14 protein-coding genes are annotated in these 17660 nt (G+C 62.2%); 4 read left to right on the top strand and 10 right to left on the bottom strand.

What is annotated here, in order from left to right:
• Positions 1–239: 239 nt before the first annotated feature.
• The 4 genes from NA29_RS12885 to NA29_RS12900 form a co-directional block, all read right to left on the bottom strand.
• A complete protein-coding gene (locus NA29_RS12885; protein WP_039398634.1) occupies positions 240–1388 on the bottom strand; it encodes a BMP family ABC transporter substrate-binding protein in 1149 nt (382 codons plus the stop codon).
• A gap of 89 nt (positions 1389–1477) precedes the next feature.
• Complete coding sequence (locus NA29_RS12890; RefSeq protein WP_039398637.1) at positions 1478–2407, bottom strand: ABC transporter permease; 930 nt, start codon at positions 2405–2407, stop codon at positions 1478–1480.
• A 10-nt stretch (positions 2408–2417) separates the two neighbouring features.
• Positions 2418–3524, bottom strand: a complete 1107-nt coding sequence (locus tag NA29_RS12895) for an ABC transporter permease (RefSeq protein WP_039398640.1) — start codon at positions 3522–3524, stop codon at positions 2418–2420.
• 123 nt (positions 3525–3647) lie between these two features.
• Entirely contained in the window at positions 3648–5195 is a 1548-nt protein-coding gene (locus NA29_RS12900; protein ID WP_084103722.1) for an ABC transporter ATP-binding protein, read from the bottom strand.
• 244 nt (positions 5196–5439) lie between these two features.
• Between NA29_RS12900 and NA29_RS12905 the strand changes: the two genes are divergently transcribed.
• Positions 5440–6378, top strand: a complete 939-nt coding sequence (locus tag NA29_RS12905; RefSeq protein WP_039398644.1) for a LysR substrate-binding domain-containing protein — start codon at positions 5440–5442, stop codon at positions 6376–6378.
• Positions 6379–6593: 215 nt separating this feature from the next.
• Here the strand turns inward: NA29_RS12905 and NA29_RS12910 are convergent, their stop codons facing one another.
• Positions 6594–7952, bottom strand: coding sequence for an 8-oxoguanine deaminase (locus NA29_RS12910; protein WP_052252904.1), 1359 nt, complete (start codon positions 7950–7952; stop codon positions 6594–6596).
• Complete coding sequence (locus NA29_RS12915) at positions 7952–9325, bottom strand: nucleobase:cation symporter-2 family protein (RefSeq protein WP_039398648.1); 1374 nt, start codon at positions 9323–9325, stop codon at positions 7952–7954. The genes NA29_RS12910 and NA29_RS12915 overlap by 1 nt, the downstream gene beginning before the upstream one ends.
• A gap of 436 nt (positions 9326–9761) precedes the next feature.
• On the opposite strand from NA29_RS12915, the gene uraH reads away from it, so the two are divergent.
• From uraH to NA29_RS12930, 3 genes are all read left to right on the top strand, one after another.
• Positions 9762–10112, top strand: coding sequence for a hydroxyisourate hydrolase (gene uraH / locus NA29_RS12920; RefSeq protein ID WP_039398651.1), 351 nt, complete (start codon positions 9762–9764; stop codon positions 10110–10112).
• A gap of 40 nt (positions 10113–10152) precedes the next feature.
• Positions 10153–11358: a urate hydroxylase PuuD gene (locus NA29_RS12925; protein ID WP_039398653.1), complete on the top strand. Its 1206-nt coding sequence runs from the start codon at positions 10153–10155 to the stop codon at positions 11356–11358.
• Between the two features lie 436 nt (positions 11359–11794).
• Complete coding sequence (locus NA29_RS12930) at positions 11795–13165, top strand: MATE family efflux transporter (RefSeq protein ID WP_052252905.1); 1371 nt, start codon at positions 11795–11797, stop codon at positions 13163–13165.
• A 54-nt stretch (positions 13166–13219) separates the two neighbouring features.
• Here NA29_RS12930 and NA29_RS12935 read toward each other — a convergent pair whose 3' ends face one another.
• The 4 genes from NA29_RS12935 to NA29_RS12950 all read right to left on the bottom strand — a co-directional run bounded on the left by NA29_RS12935 (position 13220) and on the right by NA29_RS12950 (position 17422).
• Complete coding sequence (locus tag NA29_RS12935) at positions 13220–14068, bottom strand: proteasome-type protease (RefSeq protein ID WP_039398655.1); 849 nt, start codon at positions 14066–14068, stop codon at positions 13220–13222.
• Positions 14069–14117: 49 nt separating this feature from the next.
• The gene (locus NA29_RS12940; RefSeq protein WP_039398657.1) at positions 14118–14924 is read right to left on the bottom strand and encodes a transglutaminase family protein; all 807 of its coding nucleotides are present in this window, start codon (positions 14922–14924) and stop codon (positions 14118–14120) included.
• A 4-nt stretch (positions 14925–14928) separates the two neighbouring features.
• Positions 14929–15927: an alpha-E domain-containing protein gene (locus NA29_RS12945; protein WP_039398659.1), complete on the bottom strand. Its 999-nt coding sequence runs from the start codon at positions 15925–15927 to the stop codon at positions 14929–14931.
• Between the two features lie 70 nt (positions 15928–15997).
• A complete protein-coding gene (locus NA29_RS12950) occupies positions 15998–17422 on the bottom strand; it encodes a circularly permuted type 2 ATP-grasp protein (RefSeq protein ID WP_039398660.1) in 1425 nt (474 codons plus the stop codon).
• Positions 17423–17660: the final 238 nt, after the last annotated feature.

Raw genomic sequence — 17660 nt, forward strand, 5'->3', positions numbered from 1 at the left:
AGTTGCGGCGGCACGAAATTGCGCCACGAAACCTGACATTTTAACACCGATGCGTGTCACGCGCCCTGTGTAAGGCGTCTCACCTTGTGAAGCCTCCTGAGCAGGGGGGGCCGGGCGACGACCGGCCCGAAGCGCTCCTGCGACAGAAAATCGCATAAATTCCGACCATCCATAAAAAAACCGCCAGCATCGGCTGGCGGCTTCCTTATTGGCCTTGCCACACGCAGCGGCTCAAACCGTTACTGCTTCGGCAGAGAGCCCTCGACGCCTTCCACGAACCAGTTGATCTGATGCTTTTCGTCGTCGTTGAGGGTCTTGCCCGCCGGGACGACTTCCTTGCCGTCCTGCCCCTTGAGCGGGCCGGTGAACGGGTCGTACTTGCCGTCGCGGATCGCATCGTGGCGCGCGGTCACCGCCTTGCGGGCAGCTTCCGGCACGGCCTTGTCGTTGATGGCGACGAGGTTGATTTCGTCTTCCTTGATGCCACCCCAGACCGGCGTGTTCTTCCACGTACCCTGCATGACTTCGTCGACCGTGCGGATGTAGTACTTGCTCCAGTCAATGGCGGCCGATGCCAGATGTGCGTTCGGGCCGAACTTGCTCATGTCCGAATCCCAGCCAAAGGCGTGGATCTTCTTCTCTTCGGCCACTTGCATGACCACGGCCGAGTCGACGTTCTGCATCAGCACGTCGGCGCCCTGACCCACCAGCGATTCCGCAGCCTGACGCTCCTTGCCCGGATCGAACCAGCTGTTGATCCAGACGACCTTCACCTTGACCTTCGGATTGACTTCGCGTGCGGCAATAGTGAACGCGTCGATATTGCGGATCACCTCGGGAATCGGCACCGATGCCACATAGCCGATCACGTTGGACTTCGTGGCGTAACCGCCGACGACGCCTGCCAGATGCGCGCCTTCATACGTGCGCACGTCGTACGTGCCCAGGTTCGGTGCCGACTTGAAGCCCGTGGCGTGCTCGAACGTCACGTCAGGGAAGTCGGCGGCCGTCTTGACCATCGAATCCATGTAACCGAACGACGTGCCGAAGATCAGCTTGTTGCCCTTGCTCGCCAAATCGCGGAACACGCGCTCCGAGTCCGCGCCTTCCGGCACGTTCTCCACGCGGGTCACGGTGACCTTGTCGCCGTACTTGGCTTCGACTGCCTTCGCGCCCTGCTCATGCGCAAAGGTCCAGCCTGCGTCGCCCGGGTTGCCGATGTAGACGAACGCCACACCCATCGGGCCCTTGCCCGCCGGTGCTGCCGATGCCTGCGCATCGGACGCTGCCGCCGGCGCGTTGGCGGTCGTGTTCTCCTGCTTGCCGCAGGCAGAGACCAGCATGGCGGCCGCCAGGCTTGCCATTGTGATCAGGACTTTACGTCGCATCGATTTTCTCCTCGTCATCGATTGTTTCAGTGAATTGCTTGTATCGCTTACTGCGTGCACGCTGTCGTCAACCCGGCATCACGCCGGCATCAGGACCCGGCAAAGAACGGTTTGCCCAGCGACGCCGGTGCGTTCAGCCGAATCGTCTGACGATTGCGGGAAATGATCACCAGCACGACGATGGTCGCCAGATACGGCAGGCTTGCGAGCGCTTGCGAAGGGATACGAATGCCCATCGCCTGAGCCTGAAATTGCAGCGCCATGACCACCCCGAACAGCAGCGCGCCCAGCGCTGTGCGCCCGGGCCGCCATGTGGCGAAGACCACCAGCGCGAGCGCGATCCAGCCGCGTCCGGCCGTCAGATTCTCTTGCCACAGACGCAGATAGCCGACTGAGTAATAGGCACCGGCGAGTCCCGACATGGCGCCGCCGAACAGCGTCGCGAAATAGCGAATCCGCACCACCGGATAGCCGATGGCATGGGCGACCGAAGGCGCTTCACCAATCGAGCGCAACACCAGACCGGCGCGGGTACGGTAAAGGAACCATGCAATCGCCGCGAGCAGTGCGACCGACAAATACCCCAGCGGATTGAGCGAGAAGATCGACGCGCCCAGCACGGGAATCGACGACAGCCCGGGAATCGGCATATCGCGCAGCATCGGAATCGTTGCGTCGGTGTACGGACGACCGACATATGCCGACAGGCCGATGCCGAAGATCGTCAGCGCCAGACCTGTCGCGACCTGATTGGCCATGAGCGAGAGCGTGAGCCACGCGAATACGGCCGACATGACGACGCCCGAGGCAATACCGGCGATGGCGCCCAGCCAGAGGCTACCTGTCTGCACGGTAACCGCGAACGCGCCGATGGCGCCCATGAGCATCGTGCCTTCCACACCGAGATTGAGCACGCCCGATTTCTCGGTGACCAGTTCGCCCAGCGCAGCGAGCATCAGGGGGATGGCGGCGATCACCGCACTTGCGGCCAGCGGCGTCAGCAGATTGATCCAGTCCATGCTGCGCTCCTCACGCGTCGCGCGTCAGCGCACGAGCGCGCCGACGCAGTCGGTAGTTCACAAACACGTCGCAGCCCAGCAAGCTGAACAGCAGCAGCCCCTGGAACACGCCGCTGATGGCTTTGGGCAATTGGAGCGACGTCTGCACCGCTTCGCCGCCGAGATACAGCAGCGCCATGAGCAGACTCGCCAGCACAATGCCTACCGGATGCAACCGGCCGACAAACGCGACGATGATGGCCGTGAAGCCATACCCCGGCGCCCACGTCGCCTGCAGTTGCCCCACCGGCCCCGCCACCTCGCCCGTCCCGGCAAGCCCGGCCGCCGCGCCACCGATCAGCAACGCGAGCCAGACGGCGCGCGGTTCCGAATAACCGGCATAACGTGCAGCGAGCGGTGCGAGCCCTCCGACTTCCATGCGGTATCCCGCGAAGCTCTTTCGCATGAAGAACCACGCAAGCAGCACCGCCGCCACGGCCATGAAGATCGAGGCATTCAGACGTGTACCTCGCCATGTCGCCCAGTGCCAGTCACCGAAAAAACGCGGGAAAAGCGCTTCGCGGCTGAAGTTGATGGACTGTGGGAAGTTCATCCCATGCGGGTCTTGCCACGGTCCGCTGACCAGATAGATCAGCAGTTGCGTAGCGACGTAGGTGAGCATCAGGCTCACAAGAATCTCATTGGCGTTGAAGCGCACGCGCAGCAGCGCCGGGATCGCGGCCCACAGCATGCCGCCGAGCGCACCGGCCAGCATCATCAGCGGCAGCAGCCACGCGCCGCCATGACCGTCGAAATGAATCGCCACGCCGGACGCGAAGATCCCGCCGAGCAACAGTTGCCCTTCTGCGCCGATGTTCCAGACGTTCGCGCGATAGCCGATGGCAAGCCCCAACGCGATCAGGCACAGCGGCGACGCCTTGAGCAGCAACTCCGACCAGCCGTTCAGACTGCTGATCGGCGCGAGGAAGAATGCGGCCATCGCCTGCGCCGGATTCTTGCCGAGAAAGCTGAAGATAAGCACGCCGCCAGCCAACGTGATGAGCGTGGCCACCAGCGGCATCGCGAGTCGCATGGTGCGGGAGGGACTTGGCCGTGGCTCAAGCGTGAAATCGAACATGGTGTCTGATGAATCGATGAAGACATTACGGTGTTTCAGTTAGCGAGCAGTCGTACGTCACGCACCGAAACACGTCGAAAAAGGAAAATGCTGCGTTCGCCCGTGATTGCCCGTGCTTGCCCGTCAGGCTGTCGCTGCAGTGCGTTCTCCCGGGCCACCGGGGAACATCCCCGCCATCCACAGACCGATCTCACGCGCGTCGGTCTGCTCAGGCTTACGCACCGGCGACAAGCGTCCCTGCGCCAGCACGGTAATCCGGTCGCAAATCTCGAACAGCTCGTCGAGTTCTTCGGACAGCACCAGCACGGCCACGCCGCGCGCCGACAGGTCCAGCAATTGCTGCCGGATGAAGGCCGCAGCCCCGACGTCCACGCCCCACGTCGGTTGCGCCACCACCAGCACCCGCGGCTCCTGCAAAATCTCGCGTCCGACGATGAACTTCTGCAAATTGCCGCCCGAGAGGCTTTGCGCGGCAGCGTCCGGGCCACCGGCCTTCACGTTGAAGCGCTCGATGCAAAGCGTGGCGAACTTACGCAACGTGCCACGACGAATCCATCCCCCGCGAAGCAAGCCAAGATGCGCCGTGCCCGACGCGCCCAGCAGGGCGTTATCCGTGAGCGACAGGCTCGGCACTGCCCCGCGCCCAAGACGCTCCTCCGGGACGAAGGCGAGTCCGAGCCGTCGCCGTGTGGCGGCGCCCATGCGGCCGACCGCGCGGTCGTGCAGCGCAATGGCCTCCGCTTGCGGTGCGCGCGCTTCGCCCGAGAGCGCTGCCAGTAGTTCCGCCTGCCCGTTGCCGGACACCCCCGCGATCCCCACGATCTCGCCCGCATGTACATCGAGATTGACGTCATGCAGCGAGGTCCCGAACGGATCTTCACTCGGCATCGAAAGGTTCTTGAGCGACAGCAGCACGTCGCCCGGCTGATGCGCGCGACGTTCGATCTGAGGCAACGCGCGTCCGATCATCATCTGCGCCAGCGTCTCGGCCGTTTCCTCACGCGGCACGGCGTGACCGGAGACGCGCCCGCCGCGCAACACGGTCGCGCGGTCGCAGAGGTCGCGAATTTCGTCGAGTTTGTGACTGATATAGACGATGCTGCATCCCTCGGCGGCGAGGCGGCGCAACGTCGTGAAGAGTTTCTGGACGGCCTGCGGCGTGAGCACCGAGGTCGGCTCATCCATGATGAGCAGACGAGGATTCTGCAACAGGCAGCGCACGATCTCCACGCGCTGACGCTCGCCGACCGACAAGCTATGTACGTGGCGCACCGGATCGACCTCAAGCCCATACTGGGTCGAGACCTCGCGGATGCGATTGGCCAGCGCCTTGAGATCGCGACCGGCGTCGTCGAGCGCAAGCGAAATGTTCTCGGCGACGGTCAGCGTCTCAAACAATGAGAAATGCTGGAAGACCATGCCAATGCCGAGCTTGCGCGCCGCGGCCGGACTGTCGATGCGAACCGGTTGGCCTTCCCACAGGATTTCCCCGGCGTCGGGGCGTACGGCACCGTAGATGATCTTCATCAACGTGCTTTTGCCTGCGCCGTTCTCACCCAGTACAGCGTGGATCTCGCCGGGTAATACGCTCAACGCGATGTCGTCGTTGGCCACCACGCTCGGATAGCGTTTGGTGATGCCGGTCAGCGCCAGACGTGGCGTCGATTGCATGGAAAGGGTCACTGGCGGAGTCTGACTGAGTCTGAGTTCGGGACTTGGGCGGTCCGAAAATACCCAATTCACGGCGAAATGTCGAGTCTGTGTCATTAACAAGGACATCTAAGGCCACCTTACGAACGACGCGCGTCTATTTTAGTGATAGGGACTTTCCGCTATAGAGGCCCCCGGCCTTGTCCTTCATAATGATTTACTTATGCACTACAGGGTCCGACATATTCGGATCGTTATATTTCTCATGAGCCAAAACCGCGAACCGATTGACACTTATTTGCTGCGCGTTCTTCACACTTTGTTGATCGAGCGCAGCGTGACGCGTGCGGCCGTCAAACTGAATCAGTCGCAGCCGGCGATCAGCGCTGCGCTGCGCCGTTTGCGCGACATTACCGGTGATCCGCTGCTGGTTCGAGGCAAATCGGGCATGGTGCCGACCGAGTACGGCCAGTCGTTGCTGGAGCCGACGCAAAACGCATTGCGCGAAATCGAGCGCATTACGGTGCAGCAATCGAATTTCGACCCAGCCACAACGGTGCGCACGTTCCGTATCGGCTCGCCCGACTATCTGAATACGCTGTTCGTGCCGACGGTCGTCGAACGTTTTCGCCAGCAAGCCCCCAACGCGCAACTGGAACTGCACTCGCTCGGCCCCGCCTTCGACTATGAACACGCGCTCGAAGACGGCAAAGTGGATATCGTCATCGGCAACTGGCCGGAACCGCCCGAGCAGCTTCACCTCTCGAATCTGTTCGTCGACCAGATCGTGTGTCTGGTCCGTAATACGCATCCGTACGCCAAGCGCGGGCTCACGCTGGAGCAATACCTCGGCAGCCCGCACCTCGCGCCGACCCCCTACTCCGTCGCCCAGCGCGGTGCGATCGACATGCACCTCGCGCGCGAGCGTCTGAAGCGCAATGTGGTCGTCACGATTCCGTACTTCAATCTGGCGCCGTATGTCCTGCTCAAATCCGATCTGATTTTCACGACGACGCGCCTGTTTGCCGACCACTACGCGGAATTCCTGCCGCTCACGGTGCTGGAAACGCCCATCGATTTCCCGCCGATGCAGTACTACCAGTTGTGGCACGAGCGTACGCACTATTCGGACGAAGTGCGCTGGCTGCGCAGTGTGATTTCCGACGCAACGCGCACTCTGCTGGAATCGCGTACGCCGTCCTGATATCGATTCGCTCTGAGGGGCTGTGCCGTTTTTACCGGCGGAGCGGCCCCCACCGCCCCGCCGAACCGCACGGCAGCGTTCCCCATGCACAGGAACGCCACCCCGACTTCCCGCTTGCCCATCGCCACGCCGGAACCGACTCACCCGAATCTGACGATTAGGGTGAGCAGTCCCGCGACCTCACACCATGAATGTGCGGCCGGTGTGGCAACGCCTTATCGGGAAGCCTCGGCCAGTTGCCGCGCCAGCGCGTTGTGATGCGTCACGAGCGACGGCAGGTCGAGCGTCGTCAGACGCCCTTCGCGCACCACCACCCGTCCGTTCACCACGCTGTACGCGGCTTGTCCAGGATTGCAGAAAACGAGCGCCGCCACGGGGTCGTGCAGACCACCCGCCATGCCGACGCCACGCGTATCGAACGCTACGAAATCCGCCGCCATGCCCGCCGCGAGCACGCCGATGTCGTCGCGCCCCAGCACGCGCGCGCCGCCGAGCGTCGCGATCTCCAGCGCTTCACGCGCCGTCATCGCGCTCGGGCCGAATCCGACCCGTTGCAGCAGCAGCGCCTGACGCGCTTCGTTGATCATGCTCGCCGCATCGTTGGACGCCGAGCCGTCCACACCCAGCCCGACAGGCACCCCGGCGTCGCGCATCCGGCGAATCGGGGCGATGCCCGACGCGAGCCGCATGTTCGAGCACGGGCAATGTGCCACGCCAGTGCCGGTTTTCGCGAAGAGCGCGATCCCCGCGTCGTCGAGCTGAACGCAGTGGGCGTGCCACACATCGTGACCGACCCAGCCGAGATCCTGCGCGTACTCGGCTGGCGTCATGCCGAACTTCTCGCGGCTGTAGGCAATGTCGTTGACGTTCTCGGCCAGATGGGTGTGCAACGACACGCCGTAGTGGCGCGCCATCGTGGCCGACTCGCGCATCAGGTCACGGCTCACCGAGAACGGCGAGCAAGGCGCGACGACCACACGCAACATCGCGTAACGGCCTTCGTCGTGGTACGTCTCGATGAGACGCTGCGTGTCTTTGAGAATGGCATCTTCACGCTCGACCACACGGTCGGGCGGTAGTCCGCCCTGACTCTGACCAACGCTCATGCTGCCCCGGCTTGCGTGAAAGCGCATGCCGATCTCAGCGGCGGCTTCGATGCTGTCGTCGAGCTTGCAACCGTTCGGGTAGATGTAGAGATGGTCGCTCGACGTGGTGCAGCCCGAGAGCAGCAGTTCGGCCATCGCCGTCTTCGTTGAGACGCGAATCATCTCCGGCGTGAGGTTTGCCCACACCGGATAGAGGTTCGTCAGCCAATTGAACAGTTCGCCGTCCTGCGCAGCCGGAATGGCCCGCGTGAGGCTCTGGTACATGTGGTGATGCGTGTTGACCAGACCCGGAATGACGACGTGCCCCGTCAGATCGAGCACCTCATCGGCGCTCGTCGGCAGCGTATCGCTGGTGCCGACGGCCACGATCCGATTGTCTTCGATGTACAACCCGCCGCGCGCGATTTCGCGGCGACCGGCGTCCATCGTGACCAGCACTTCGGCATTCTTGACAAGCAAGGTTTTCATCAATGCGCCTCCAGGCCCATACCCGATCCGTTCTTCTCACCGTGGCCGTTGCCATGCGTCACCGGCGCTTTGAAGCCGTTGAAGTAGGCGTTCAGGATCACGGCGGACAGCGTAGCGAGCAGAATCCCGCTATGCAGCAACGGCGCGAGCTGTTCCGGCATCTTCGCAAAGAACTTGTTCGAGGCGACCGGAATCATCGCCATACCGATGCTGATGGCTACGATATACAGGTTGTAGCGGTTATGCGAGTAGTCGACCTTGGACAGGATCTTGATGCCCGTGGCGAGCACCATGCCGAACATCACAACGCCCGCGCCGCCCAGCACGAACTGGGGAATGGACGCCACGACGACCGACATCTTCGGAATCAGGCCGAACACGAGCAGGATGACGCCGGCCGAGGCACATACCCAGCGGCTCTTCACGCCCGTCACGCCAACGAGACCGATGTTCTGCGAGAACGAGGTATGCGGGAAGGTGTTGAACAGGCCGCCGATGACGGTTGCGACACCGTCGACACGCAAACCAGCGACCAGCGCCTTCTCATCCACCGGCTTGCCGACGATCTCGCCCAGCGCGAGGAACATACCCGTCGACTCGATGAACGTAATCAGAATCACGATCGTGAGCGTCACGATGGCCCACGGATCGAACACCGGCATGCCGAAGTGGAACGGCAGCACGACGTCGAACCATTTCACCTGATCGAGACCGTCGAAGTTCACTTTGTGCAGCAACAGTGCAATGCCGAATCCGAAAAGGATGCCGAGCAGCACGGCGATGTTCGAGAAGAAACCCTTCACGAAGCGCGTGATCAGCAAGATGAAGATCAGCACCGCAAACGACACCCCGAGGTAGACCGGGTCGCCATAGTCCGGGTTGCCCACGCCGCCGGCCGCCCAGTTGATGCCCACGCCGATGATGGTCAGCCCGATGGACGTAATGACGATGCCCGTCACGATCGGCGGGAAGAAGCGCAGCAGCTTGCCAACGAGTGGCGCGATCAGCGTACCGATGATGCCGGAGGCAATGGTCGCCCCGAAGATACCGGGCAAGCCTAGCGAGGGGTTCGTGCCGATGGCGAGCATCGGCCCGACGGCGGCAAACGTGACCGCCATGATGACGGGCATACGGATACCGAAGCGGCCCACACCGACGCTTTGAATCAGCGTGGCGATGCCGCAGCACATCAGATCGGCAGAGATCAGAAACGCAATCTGATCTTTAGGCAGACCCAGCGCGCCGCCGATGATAAGCGGCACGGCGACTGCGCCCGCGTACATCACCAGAACGTGTTGCAGGCCCAGCATGAACAATTTTCCGATCGGCAGTCGCTCGTCGACCGGATCCACGGTATTGGTTGTCACACTCATTGCGTCTCCGTCCCTCGGGGGGCTGTTTAATATCTATTTTTGGGTGACTCAATGGTGCAGGTCGACGCACTTTGCGGCAAGACCACGGGAGGCTATAGTGTTTTTTTCATGGAACGTATGCATGAATGCTTATCTTGCGTCTCGGGTTTTCCCCAAGCATGCACGTAACCATTGGGCTTCCCGGGCGATCCGTCCCCTGTCGCGAAAACGGCTCATACGTGATGCGTTATACGCTGGATAACCGAATCCAATAGTCCTCCAAAAAATCCCAATTCCGGTGCACGCGGCGTACGCTTCAGACGTCGGGATGCCATATTGAAGCGCGTCATCTTTTTGTCCTGCATAACGGGGTATGTGCGCGTTTTTATCTTTGGTATTGCGCGCGTTGCCGAGCCGCCATCTCCCTACAATGCACCCATCCATCACAGGAGACATCATGGGACGACTGACTACCCACGTACTAGATACATCGCACGGCAAGCCGGGCGCGGGCATCCGTGTCGAGCTGTGGCGCGTGGACGGCGAGCGCCGTTCGCTGCGCGACGTGCAAACGAATGCCGACGGCCGCTGCGACAAGCCGCTGCTCGAAGGTGAGGAATTCGCCGCAGGCGAATACGAGTTGGTGTTTCACGCGGGCGACTATTTCGCCGCACAGGGCGTGGAAGTGCCGTCGCCGCGCTTCGTGGATCGTGTGGTGCTGCGTTTTGGCATCGCGGAGCCTTCCCAGCATTACCACGTGCCCCTTCTGGTGTCGCCGTGGAGCTTTTCAACGTATCGCGGTAGCTAAATCGCGAACGTGAACGTCAGGCAGTTGAGGAGAACATAAGATGGAAGCGTTTATTACCGACTGGGTCAATCTGTTGCTGCGCTGGCTGCATGTGGTGGCGGCCATTGCCTGGATTGGCGAGTCGTTCTATTTCGTGATGTTGGACAACGGTCTGAAGCCGCCCAAAGCCGCCGAGGACAAACAGAAAGGCGTGTTCGGCGAAATGTGGTCGGTGCACGGCGGCGGTTTTTACCACGCCCAGAAGTATCTGAATTCGCCGCCGCAGATGCCGGAAGATTTGCACTGGTCCAAGTGGAAGTCGTACACGACGTGGCTCTCCGGCTTCGCCCTGTTCTGCGTGCTGTACCTGCTGCAACCGCAGACGTATCTGATCGACAAGAACGTGATGGATCTGCAACCGGGTCAGGCCGTGGGCCTCGCGGTCGCGTTCCTGATCGGCGGCTGGTTCGTCTATGACTTCCTGTGCCGTGCGCTGGGCAAGAACGAGCGAGTGCTGGGTATTGGTGTGGCACTGTTCGTGGTAGCCGCAACGTATGCAACGACGCACATCTTTGCCGGTCGCGCCGCCTTCCTGATCGTTGGCGCAATGATGGCGACATCGATGTCGGCGAACGTCTTCTTCTGGATCATTCCGGGCCAGCGCAAGAGCGTGGACGCGCTCTCGAAGGGCGAAGTTCCGAACCCGATCTGGGGCAAGCTCGGCAAACAACGTTCGGTGCACAACACGTACTTCACGCTGCCGGTCGTGTTCATCATGATCAGCAACCACTACGCGTTCACGTACAGCAACCCATACAACTGGGTGATCCTCACGGTCATCATGGCCGCAGGCGCAATGATTCGTCAGTTCTTCGTGCTGCGTCACGCAGGCAAGAATCTGTACGCGCTGCCGGTTGCCGGTGCTGCACTGCTCGCAGGCGTTGCCGTGTTTGCCGCCCCGCGCCCCGCCCCGGCACCTGCCGCCGGTGCGCACGGCGAAGCCGCTGCCCCGGCCGTGAAGCTCTCGGAGATTCAGCCGATTCTCACGCAGCGTTGCGCCACCTGCCACTCGGCCAAGCCGACGATGATGGGCAGCGCACCGGCCGGCGTGATGCTCGATACGCCCGCCGAGATCTCGCAGAACGCACAACGCATTTATCAACAATCGGTCGCGCTCAAGTCAATGCCCCTGGGCAACGTGACGCAAATGACCGATGAAGAGCGCCAGAAGATTGCCGCGTGGTTTAACGGCGGCGCACAACAATAACGGCGTTACCGTCTTTCTTGCTGGACCCATGTTGGGGCGCTTCGGCGCCCCTTTTTTTATAGTGACGTTCCCATGATGTCAGCCGCGACTTGACGTCGAGCGAGGGAACTTCGGCGTGACACCGCTTGTCTGTCATACGCGCCCGGCTTTGCGGGCCGAACGACAAACATCATGAATTTCCTCCTCTTCTGTTCCTCCCGGCAAGGCGTCGTCTGGGTGCATCTGCACCAGGCGATGTTCCCTCCGTCCGTCTGACTGCCTCGCTGACGTCCACCCGCCCGGGTGCCACGCAGCGGGGCGGAGCGCTTACGCCATCGCTTGCGCGTGAGCGACTACCCTCTCCATCCCGAAGTCTCTGAAGTTCTGAAGTCTTTGATGTGCAAGCCACGGTGAGCCGCGTCCCGACACGACGCGGTGCGAAGTCATCGGGGGGACCATGTCTCTTTCCACGTCTACCAATCATTGCAATCATTCGCAGGGCGCCAGGACGTCTCTGCTCAAGGAATTTACGTCTCTCGCGGTTCCGACGATCCTCTCCGGCTGGGTCTACACGATCTACACCCTGATCGACGGGATCTTCATCGGCCGCTATGTCGGCCAACAAGCACTCGCCGCGCTGAACCTCGTAGTGCCGCTGCTCTATGTGCCTTATGCGGTCAGCGTGATGGTCGGCGTAGGGGGCGCAACGCTCATTGCTCGTCTGTTGGGCGAGCGGCGCCATGCCGACGCGCGTCGCGCGTTCTCGCAGGTGCTCTGGGTGATGCTCGTCTCGGGCGTCCTGATGAGTGCCGCCGTGCTCATCTTCAGGCACGAGATCGCTGCCGCGCTGGGTGCACAAGGCGCGATCACGGCGGATGTCGTCGCCTACCTGTCCGGCTGGGGTTGGTTCGTGCTGTTTGCGAACGGCCTCTACGCCATGGAGTTGTTCCTGCGCGTCGAAGGTGCGCCCGCCGCCCGTTTCGGTCTGTATGCGATGTTCATGGGCGCGCTCGCGAACGTCGCGCTCGACTATTGGCTCATCGCCGTTCGTGAGATGGGGATGCACGGTGCCGCACTGGCCACCGGGTTGTCGATGATGGTGTCGAGCAGCGTGATGTTCGCGTATCACCTCTTCCTGGCGAAGCGAGTGGTGCCCGCCCGTCGCGCCTTCGGTGGGGGCGAAACACATGTGTGGCGCGCGATGTACAACGGCGCGTCGGAGTTCCTCGGCGCGATCGCACCGGCGGTGACGGTGTTCGTCTTCAACCGCGTGATTCTGGTGAGCTTCGGCGAGCCGGGGCTGGCTGCTTACGCCATCCTCGAATACATGACGCTCGGGGCCACGGTGACGATGGTCGCACTCGTGCAGAGCATGCAGCCGATGATCAGCTTCTATCGCGGTGCGCAGAATGCGAAGGCGCTTCAGGGATCGTTCCGTCTGGGTGTGATCGCGGTGATGGGGTTCTCGCTGCTGGTCGCGGTGGCGATGGCAACGCTGGCGCGTCCGCTGACGTTCCTCTTCCTGCCCGCCGGTGGCGACGCGTGGTCGATTCTGGAACACGCGGTCATCTGGTACGCGCTGGCGTTTCTGCCGGCGGCAGGCAATCTGATCGTGGCGGGCTATCTGACGGCGGTCGAAGCCCCTGGCCCATCGGCAGCCATTGCAATGCTGCGCAGCTGGATTCTGCTGCTGGGCATTCTCTGGCTGCTCGACGCGCTCTTTGGCGGCAGCGCGATCTGGTACACGCTACTCGCGACGGAAGCAGTCACGCTCGCCGTCAGTGCATGGTTGTATCGGAAGCAGCACCGCAGTCTCGGATTGGCGTGATGGCTGCGCAAATGCGCGTCGTGCAAAGGCCGACGCGCGTCTGCGCATTGCGTGTCAGGACGGCATCTTGAGCGATACCGTCTGCGCGAGCGACTGAACGCTCCTCGTTTCATCCGCTCCGGGCATGCCTTCGGGCGGTTCGGCCCGCGGCGGCAGCGACGCGGGCACACTGGCCACGCTGGACGTCGCCCACTGCGGCTCGGGCAGTTCGTCGAACACTTGACGCAGACGCGAGCCCCACGTGTCGTGGATCATCTTGTAATAGACGTTCTCGTCGTCGAGCGACGCGAAGCGCGTCACGCGCAAACTATCTTCTTCGTAGACGAGCAGATCCAGCGGCAACCCGACGGAGACGTTCGAGCGCAGCGTGGAGTCCATCGAGATGAGGGCACATTTCGCGCCGTCGTCGAGCGATGTTGCGGGCGTGATCAACCGGTCGATGATGGGCTTGCCATACTTCGACTCGCCGATCTGGAAGTACGGATTGACGGAGGACGCCTCGATGAAGTTGCCCGCCGAGTACAACTGGAACAGACGGCTGCGCGCACCGGCGATTTGCCCGCCCAGCAGGAAGCTGCAATTGAAGTCGACGCCAAACGCTTCGAGCGACTTGGCGTCGCGCGTATAGACGTCGCGAATGGCCTGCCCGACGACCCGCGCCACGTCGCTCATGGTCTTCGCGGTCCACAGCGTTTCGGTGTCGCGCGCCTCGACCAGTTGCTGGCGCACCGCCTGCGTCAACGCGAGATTCCCCGCCGAGAGCAGCACGATGACGCGCTCGTCCGGACGCTCGAAGACGAGCATCTTGCGGAATGTGCTCACATGATCGACGCCCGCGTTTGTGCGGGTGTCGGAAAGAAAGACCAGCCCGGCATCGAGCTTCATGGCCACGCAATACGTCATGTCGTTCCTGTCTTGCCGTGCAAGGCGCGCTGCCTCGCTACGTTCAAAGCTATTGTTGTTGATCGAGCGGTGCTGTATCGACGCTGACCGATACGTGCAGCTTCTCGGTCGCACCGCCGCTGCGCATTCCTCTGACGGGCGCCGCCGACTCGTAATCGCGCCCCACCGCCAGACGGCAGTAGTTGCCGCTCGCGAAGCAGGCATGCGTGACGTCGATGCTAACCCACCCTGCCCCCTCAACCCACACGTCAACCCAGGCATGGCTGGCCGCGTGCGGTACGTCGCCCGGGTCGATGTACCCGCTGACGTAGCGCGCAGGCACGCCACGTGCGCGGCATACGGCCAGCATGAGGTGCGCGTGGTCCTGACAGACGCCGCGTCCCAGCGCGAGCGCCTGCGCGGCGGTGCTGGTCACGGCGGTGATCCCCGACTCGTAATCGACCTGCTCGCAAATGGCCGCCGCCAGCGCCAGCAACTCTCCCGGCGTGGCAACCCCGGCGTCGCCCGCCAGCGCGTCGATGCCGTCGCTGCGACCCGTGAGGGGCGTAGGGCTGGCGAAGCATAACACTGGTACGGCATGGCTCGTTTCCCCCAGCCTGCCATCGATGAGCGGTGTCGTTTCGACCTCGCCTTCGGCGAGCAAATGAATCTCATCGTGCGGTTGATGCAGCACGAGCGTATGCATGTCGTTGCCAAAGGCGTCCCGCGCGGGCGTGAGCTTGCCCGGCGCGCTCAGTCGCCATTGCACGATGCGCTGCACTTCCGACGCACTCGGCGTGAGCCGGAGCTGCTGGATGGTGTAGCGCACCGGCGTGTCGTAGCGGTAAGTCGTTTCGTGGCGGATAGTCAGGCGCATAGCATCAGGCAGCGAGCGGGATCAGGAAGGTCTGGCTGATCTTGTTGCCGAGCACGTTAACTCGCTCGAGGAATTCGGTCAGCACAGGGTGTAAGCCTTGCTGTCGAATTTGCTGGATGTCGGTGTATTTGAGTTCGGACTGAAGTTTGCCTGCGTAGCGTTCGACGTCGCCGGACTGGGCGTTGGAGAGCGTGGCGAGGTTCTCGCACACACCGGTGAGGGAAGCGAGCAACGAGCGCGGCATGTGTGCGTTGAGCATCAGCAACTCGACCACACGCTCGGGTGTGATGACGTCACGGTACACCTTCCGGTAGATTTCGAAGCCGGAGACACTGCGCAGCACAGCCGACCAGTAGTAGAAGTCGGTCGGATGCGACGCATCCGGCCCCGCCTTGTCGGCACGCACGGCTTCGTGGAAACGGACGTCGAGAATGCGGGCGGTGTTGTCGGCACGCTCAAGGAACAGGCCGAGCCGGGTGAAGTAGAAGGCGTCGTCCTGAAACAAGGTGCCGAAGCTCACGCCTCGTGAGAGGTGCGAGCGCACTTTGACCCATTCGAACAGGTGCGCAGGGTCACGCTCAAGCAGATCGAGGATGCGCGGGAAATCCAGCCAGGTGCTGTTGACGGTCTCCCACAGCTCGGTCGTGAGGGTGCCACGCACGGCACGGGCGTTCTCCCGCGCGGCGGCCAGGCAGCAGGCGATGCTCGACGGGTTCTCGGGGTCGCGCACGACGAAGTCCAGCACGTTGGCCCGCGTCGCGCGCCCGTGTTTCCGATTGAACGCTGGCTCCAGCTCGGAGATGCGCAAGGTGGCGCGCCAGCCCGCTTCATTGTCGATACCGCCAGCGAGGACCTGCGTCATGTCGGTATCGTCTTCGTCATCGATGGCATCCTGCGGAAGCAGGAGGTTTTGCAGGTTGACGTCGAGCAGGCGAGCAGTGTTTTCAGCCCGCTCCATATAGCGGGCCATCCAGAACAAGTGGTCGGCGGTACGGCTAAGCATGATCTCTTCCCGATAATTTTCCGATGTGCGCGGTCAAGTTGACTTATATGCGCGCTTTGACCTTTGCCGCTTACTTTTCCAGTACCCAAGTGTCCTTCGTCCCTCCACCCTGCGAGGAGTTGACGACCAGCGACCCCTCTGTGGGCGCGACTCGCGTCAGGCCACCCGGCACCATCGTCACGCCCTTGCCCGAGGACAATACGAACGGCCGCAGGTCGATGTGTCGTGGCGCGATACCGGCTTCTACAAATGTCGGGCACGCGGAGAGTGCAAGCGTGGGTTGCGCGATGTAGCCGTCGGGTTTCGCAATAAGCCGCTGGCGGAAGGCTTCGATTTCGGCCTTGGTGGACGCCGGACCGACGAGCATGCCGTAGCCGCCCGCACCGTGAACTTCCTTGACGACAAGCTCACCGAGGTTGTCGAGGGTGTACGCAAGGTCGTCGGGCCGACGGCACTGGTAGGTCGGCACGTTGTTCAGGATCGGCTTCTCTCCGAGGTAGAACTCGATCATGTCGGGGACGAACGGGTAGATGGATTTGTCGTCGGCGACGCCCGTACCGATGGCATTGGCCAGCGTCACGCGTCCCGCACGATAGACGCTCAGCAACCCCGGCACGCCTAGCGTCGAGTCGGCACGGAAGGCCAATGGATCAAGGAAGTCGTCGTCGATGCGACGATAGATGACGTCGACACGCTTAGGACCGTTGGTCGTGCGCATGTAGACGAGATTGTCCTCCACGAACAGATCCTGCCCTTCGACCAGCTCGATCCCCATCTGCTGCGCCAGGAACGCATGCTCGAAGTAGGCGGAGTTGTAGATGCCAGGCGTCATGACGACGACGGTCGGGTCGTCCACGCCCATCGGTGCTACGGCGCGCAAGCTGTCGAGCAACAAGTCCGGGTAATGCTCCACGGGTGCGATGCGATTGCGCGCGAACAACTCCGGGAACAATCGCATCATCATCTTGCGATTCTCCAGCATGTACGACACGCCAGATGGCACCCGTAGGTTGTCTTCCAAGACGTAGAAGACACCATCGTCTCCGGATCCCGCTCTGACGACATCGACACCCGCGATGTGCGAGTAGATGTCGCCGGGGACGTCTACACCCTGCATCTCAGGACGGTACTGTGCATTCTTCAACACCTGATCCGCCGGGATAACGCCGGCGCGCAGGATGTTCTGGTCGTGGTAGACGTCGTGGATGAACTTGTTGAGCGCCTCGACTCGCTGACGCAAACCCGCCTGCAAGGTCTGCCACTCATGCGCAGGTATGATCCGAGGGATCAGATCGAAAGGGATCAGACGCTCCGTGCCCGCCTCACTCCCATACACAGCAAACGTGATCCCGACGCGCCGAAACGCCAGATCGGCCTCGGCTCGCTTATGGTGCAAGACATCGTCTGACTGACATTTGAGCCAGTCGTCAAACCGACGGTAGTGCGAACGCGTCGCACCCGTGATGCTCGCCATCTCGTTATAGCTCTCGACCATACGCTTCTCCGCAGATTGCTGTGTCGAGATCGAGCAATATCCATGCCCGAGCTGTTTTTACGCCCTTTTTTCGACCTTCTTCTACCCTTTTCCAACCTTTTCACGCTTTGCGCACGCTTTCGGTGCGCCCACTCTCCTGCTCCGCCGCCCACGCACCACATCGGTGTTTCGAAGTATAGGAGTTGGGTTTCGACTCGGACTGTTGTGTTTACCCCTGCCCCATACCCCCGCCCAATAC

Origin of the sequence: Pandoraea sputorum (assembly GCF_000814845.2) — a bacterium.
Lineage (GTDB): Bacteria > Pseudomonadota > Gammaproteobacteria > Burkholderiales > Burkholderiaceae > Pandoraea > Pandoraea sputorum.

Excerpts from the sequence above, each read along its gene's own strand:
- NA29_RS12905 (WP_039398644.1), top strand. The coding sequence starts at position 5,440 with ATGAGCCAAAACCGCGAACCGATTGACACTTATTTGCTGCGCGTTCTT.
- uraH (WP_039398651.1), top strand. The coding sequence starts at position 9,762 with ATGGGACGACTGACTACCCACGTACTAGATACATCGCACGGCAAGCCG.
- NA29_RS12925 (WP_039398653.1), top strand. The coding sequence starts at position 10,153 with ATGGAAGCGTTTATTACCGACTGGGTCAATCTGTTGCTGCGCTGGCTG.
- NA29_RS12895 (WP_039398640.1), bottom strand. The coding sequence starts at position 3,524 with ATGTTCGATTTCACGCTTGAGCCACGGCCAAGTCCCTCCCGCACCATG.
- NA29_RS12915 (WP_039398648.1), bottom strand. The coding sequence starts at position 9,325 with ATGAGTGTGACAACCAATACCGTGGATCCGGTCGACGAGCGACTGCCG.
- NA29_RS12900 (WP_084103722.1), bottom strand. The coding sequence starts at position 5,195 with ATGCAATCGACGCCACGTCTGGCGCTGACCGGCATCACCAAACGCTAT.
- NA29_RS12950 (WP_039398660.1), bottom strand. The coding sequence starts at position 17,422 with ATGGTCGAGAGCTATAACGAGATGGCGAGCATCACGGGTGCGACGCGT.
- NA29_RS12935 (WP_039398655.1), bottom strand. The coding sequence starts at position 14,068 with ATGACGTATTGCGTGGCCATGAAGCTCGATGCCGGGCTGGTCTTTCTT.
- NA29_RS12945 (WP_039398659.1), bottom strand. The coding sequence starts at position 15,927 with ATGCTTAGCCGTACCGCCGACCACTTGTTCTGGATGGCCCGCTATATG.
- NA29_RS12910 (WP_052252904.1), bottom strand. The coding sequence starts at position 7,952 with ATGAAAACCTTGCTTGTCAAGAATGCCGAAGTGCTGGTCACGATGGAC.
- NA29_RS12885 (WP_039398634.1), bottom strand. The coding sequence starts at position 1,388 with ATGCGACGTAAAGTCCTGATCACAATGGCAAGCCTGGCGGCCGCCATG.
- NA29_RS12940 (WP_039398657.1), bottom strand. The coding sequence starts at position 14,924 with ATGCGCCTGACTATCCGCCACGAAACGACTTACCGCTACGACACGCCG.
- NA29_RS12930 (WP_052252905.1), top strand. The coding sequence starts at position 11,795 with ATGTCTCTTTCCACGTCTACCAATCATTGCAATCATTCGCAGGGCGCC.
- NA29_RS12890 (WP_039398637.1), bottom strand. The coding sequence starts at position 2,407 with ATGGACTGGATCAATCTGCTGACGCCGCTGGCCGCAAGTGCGGTGATC.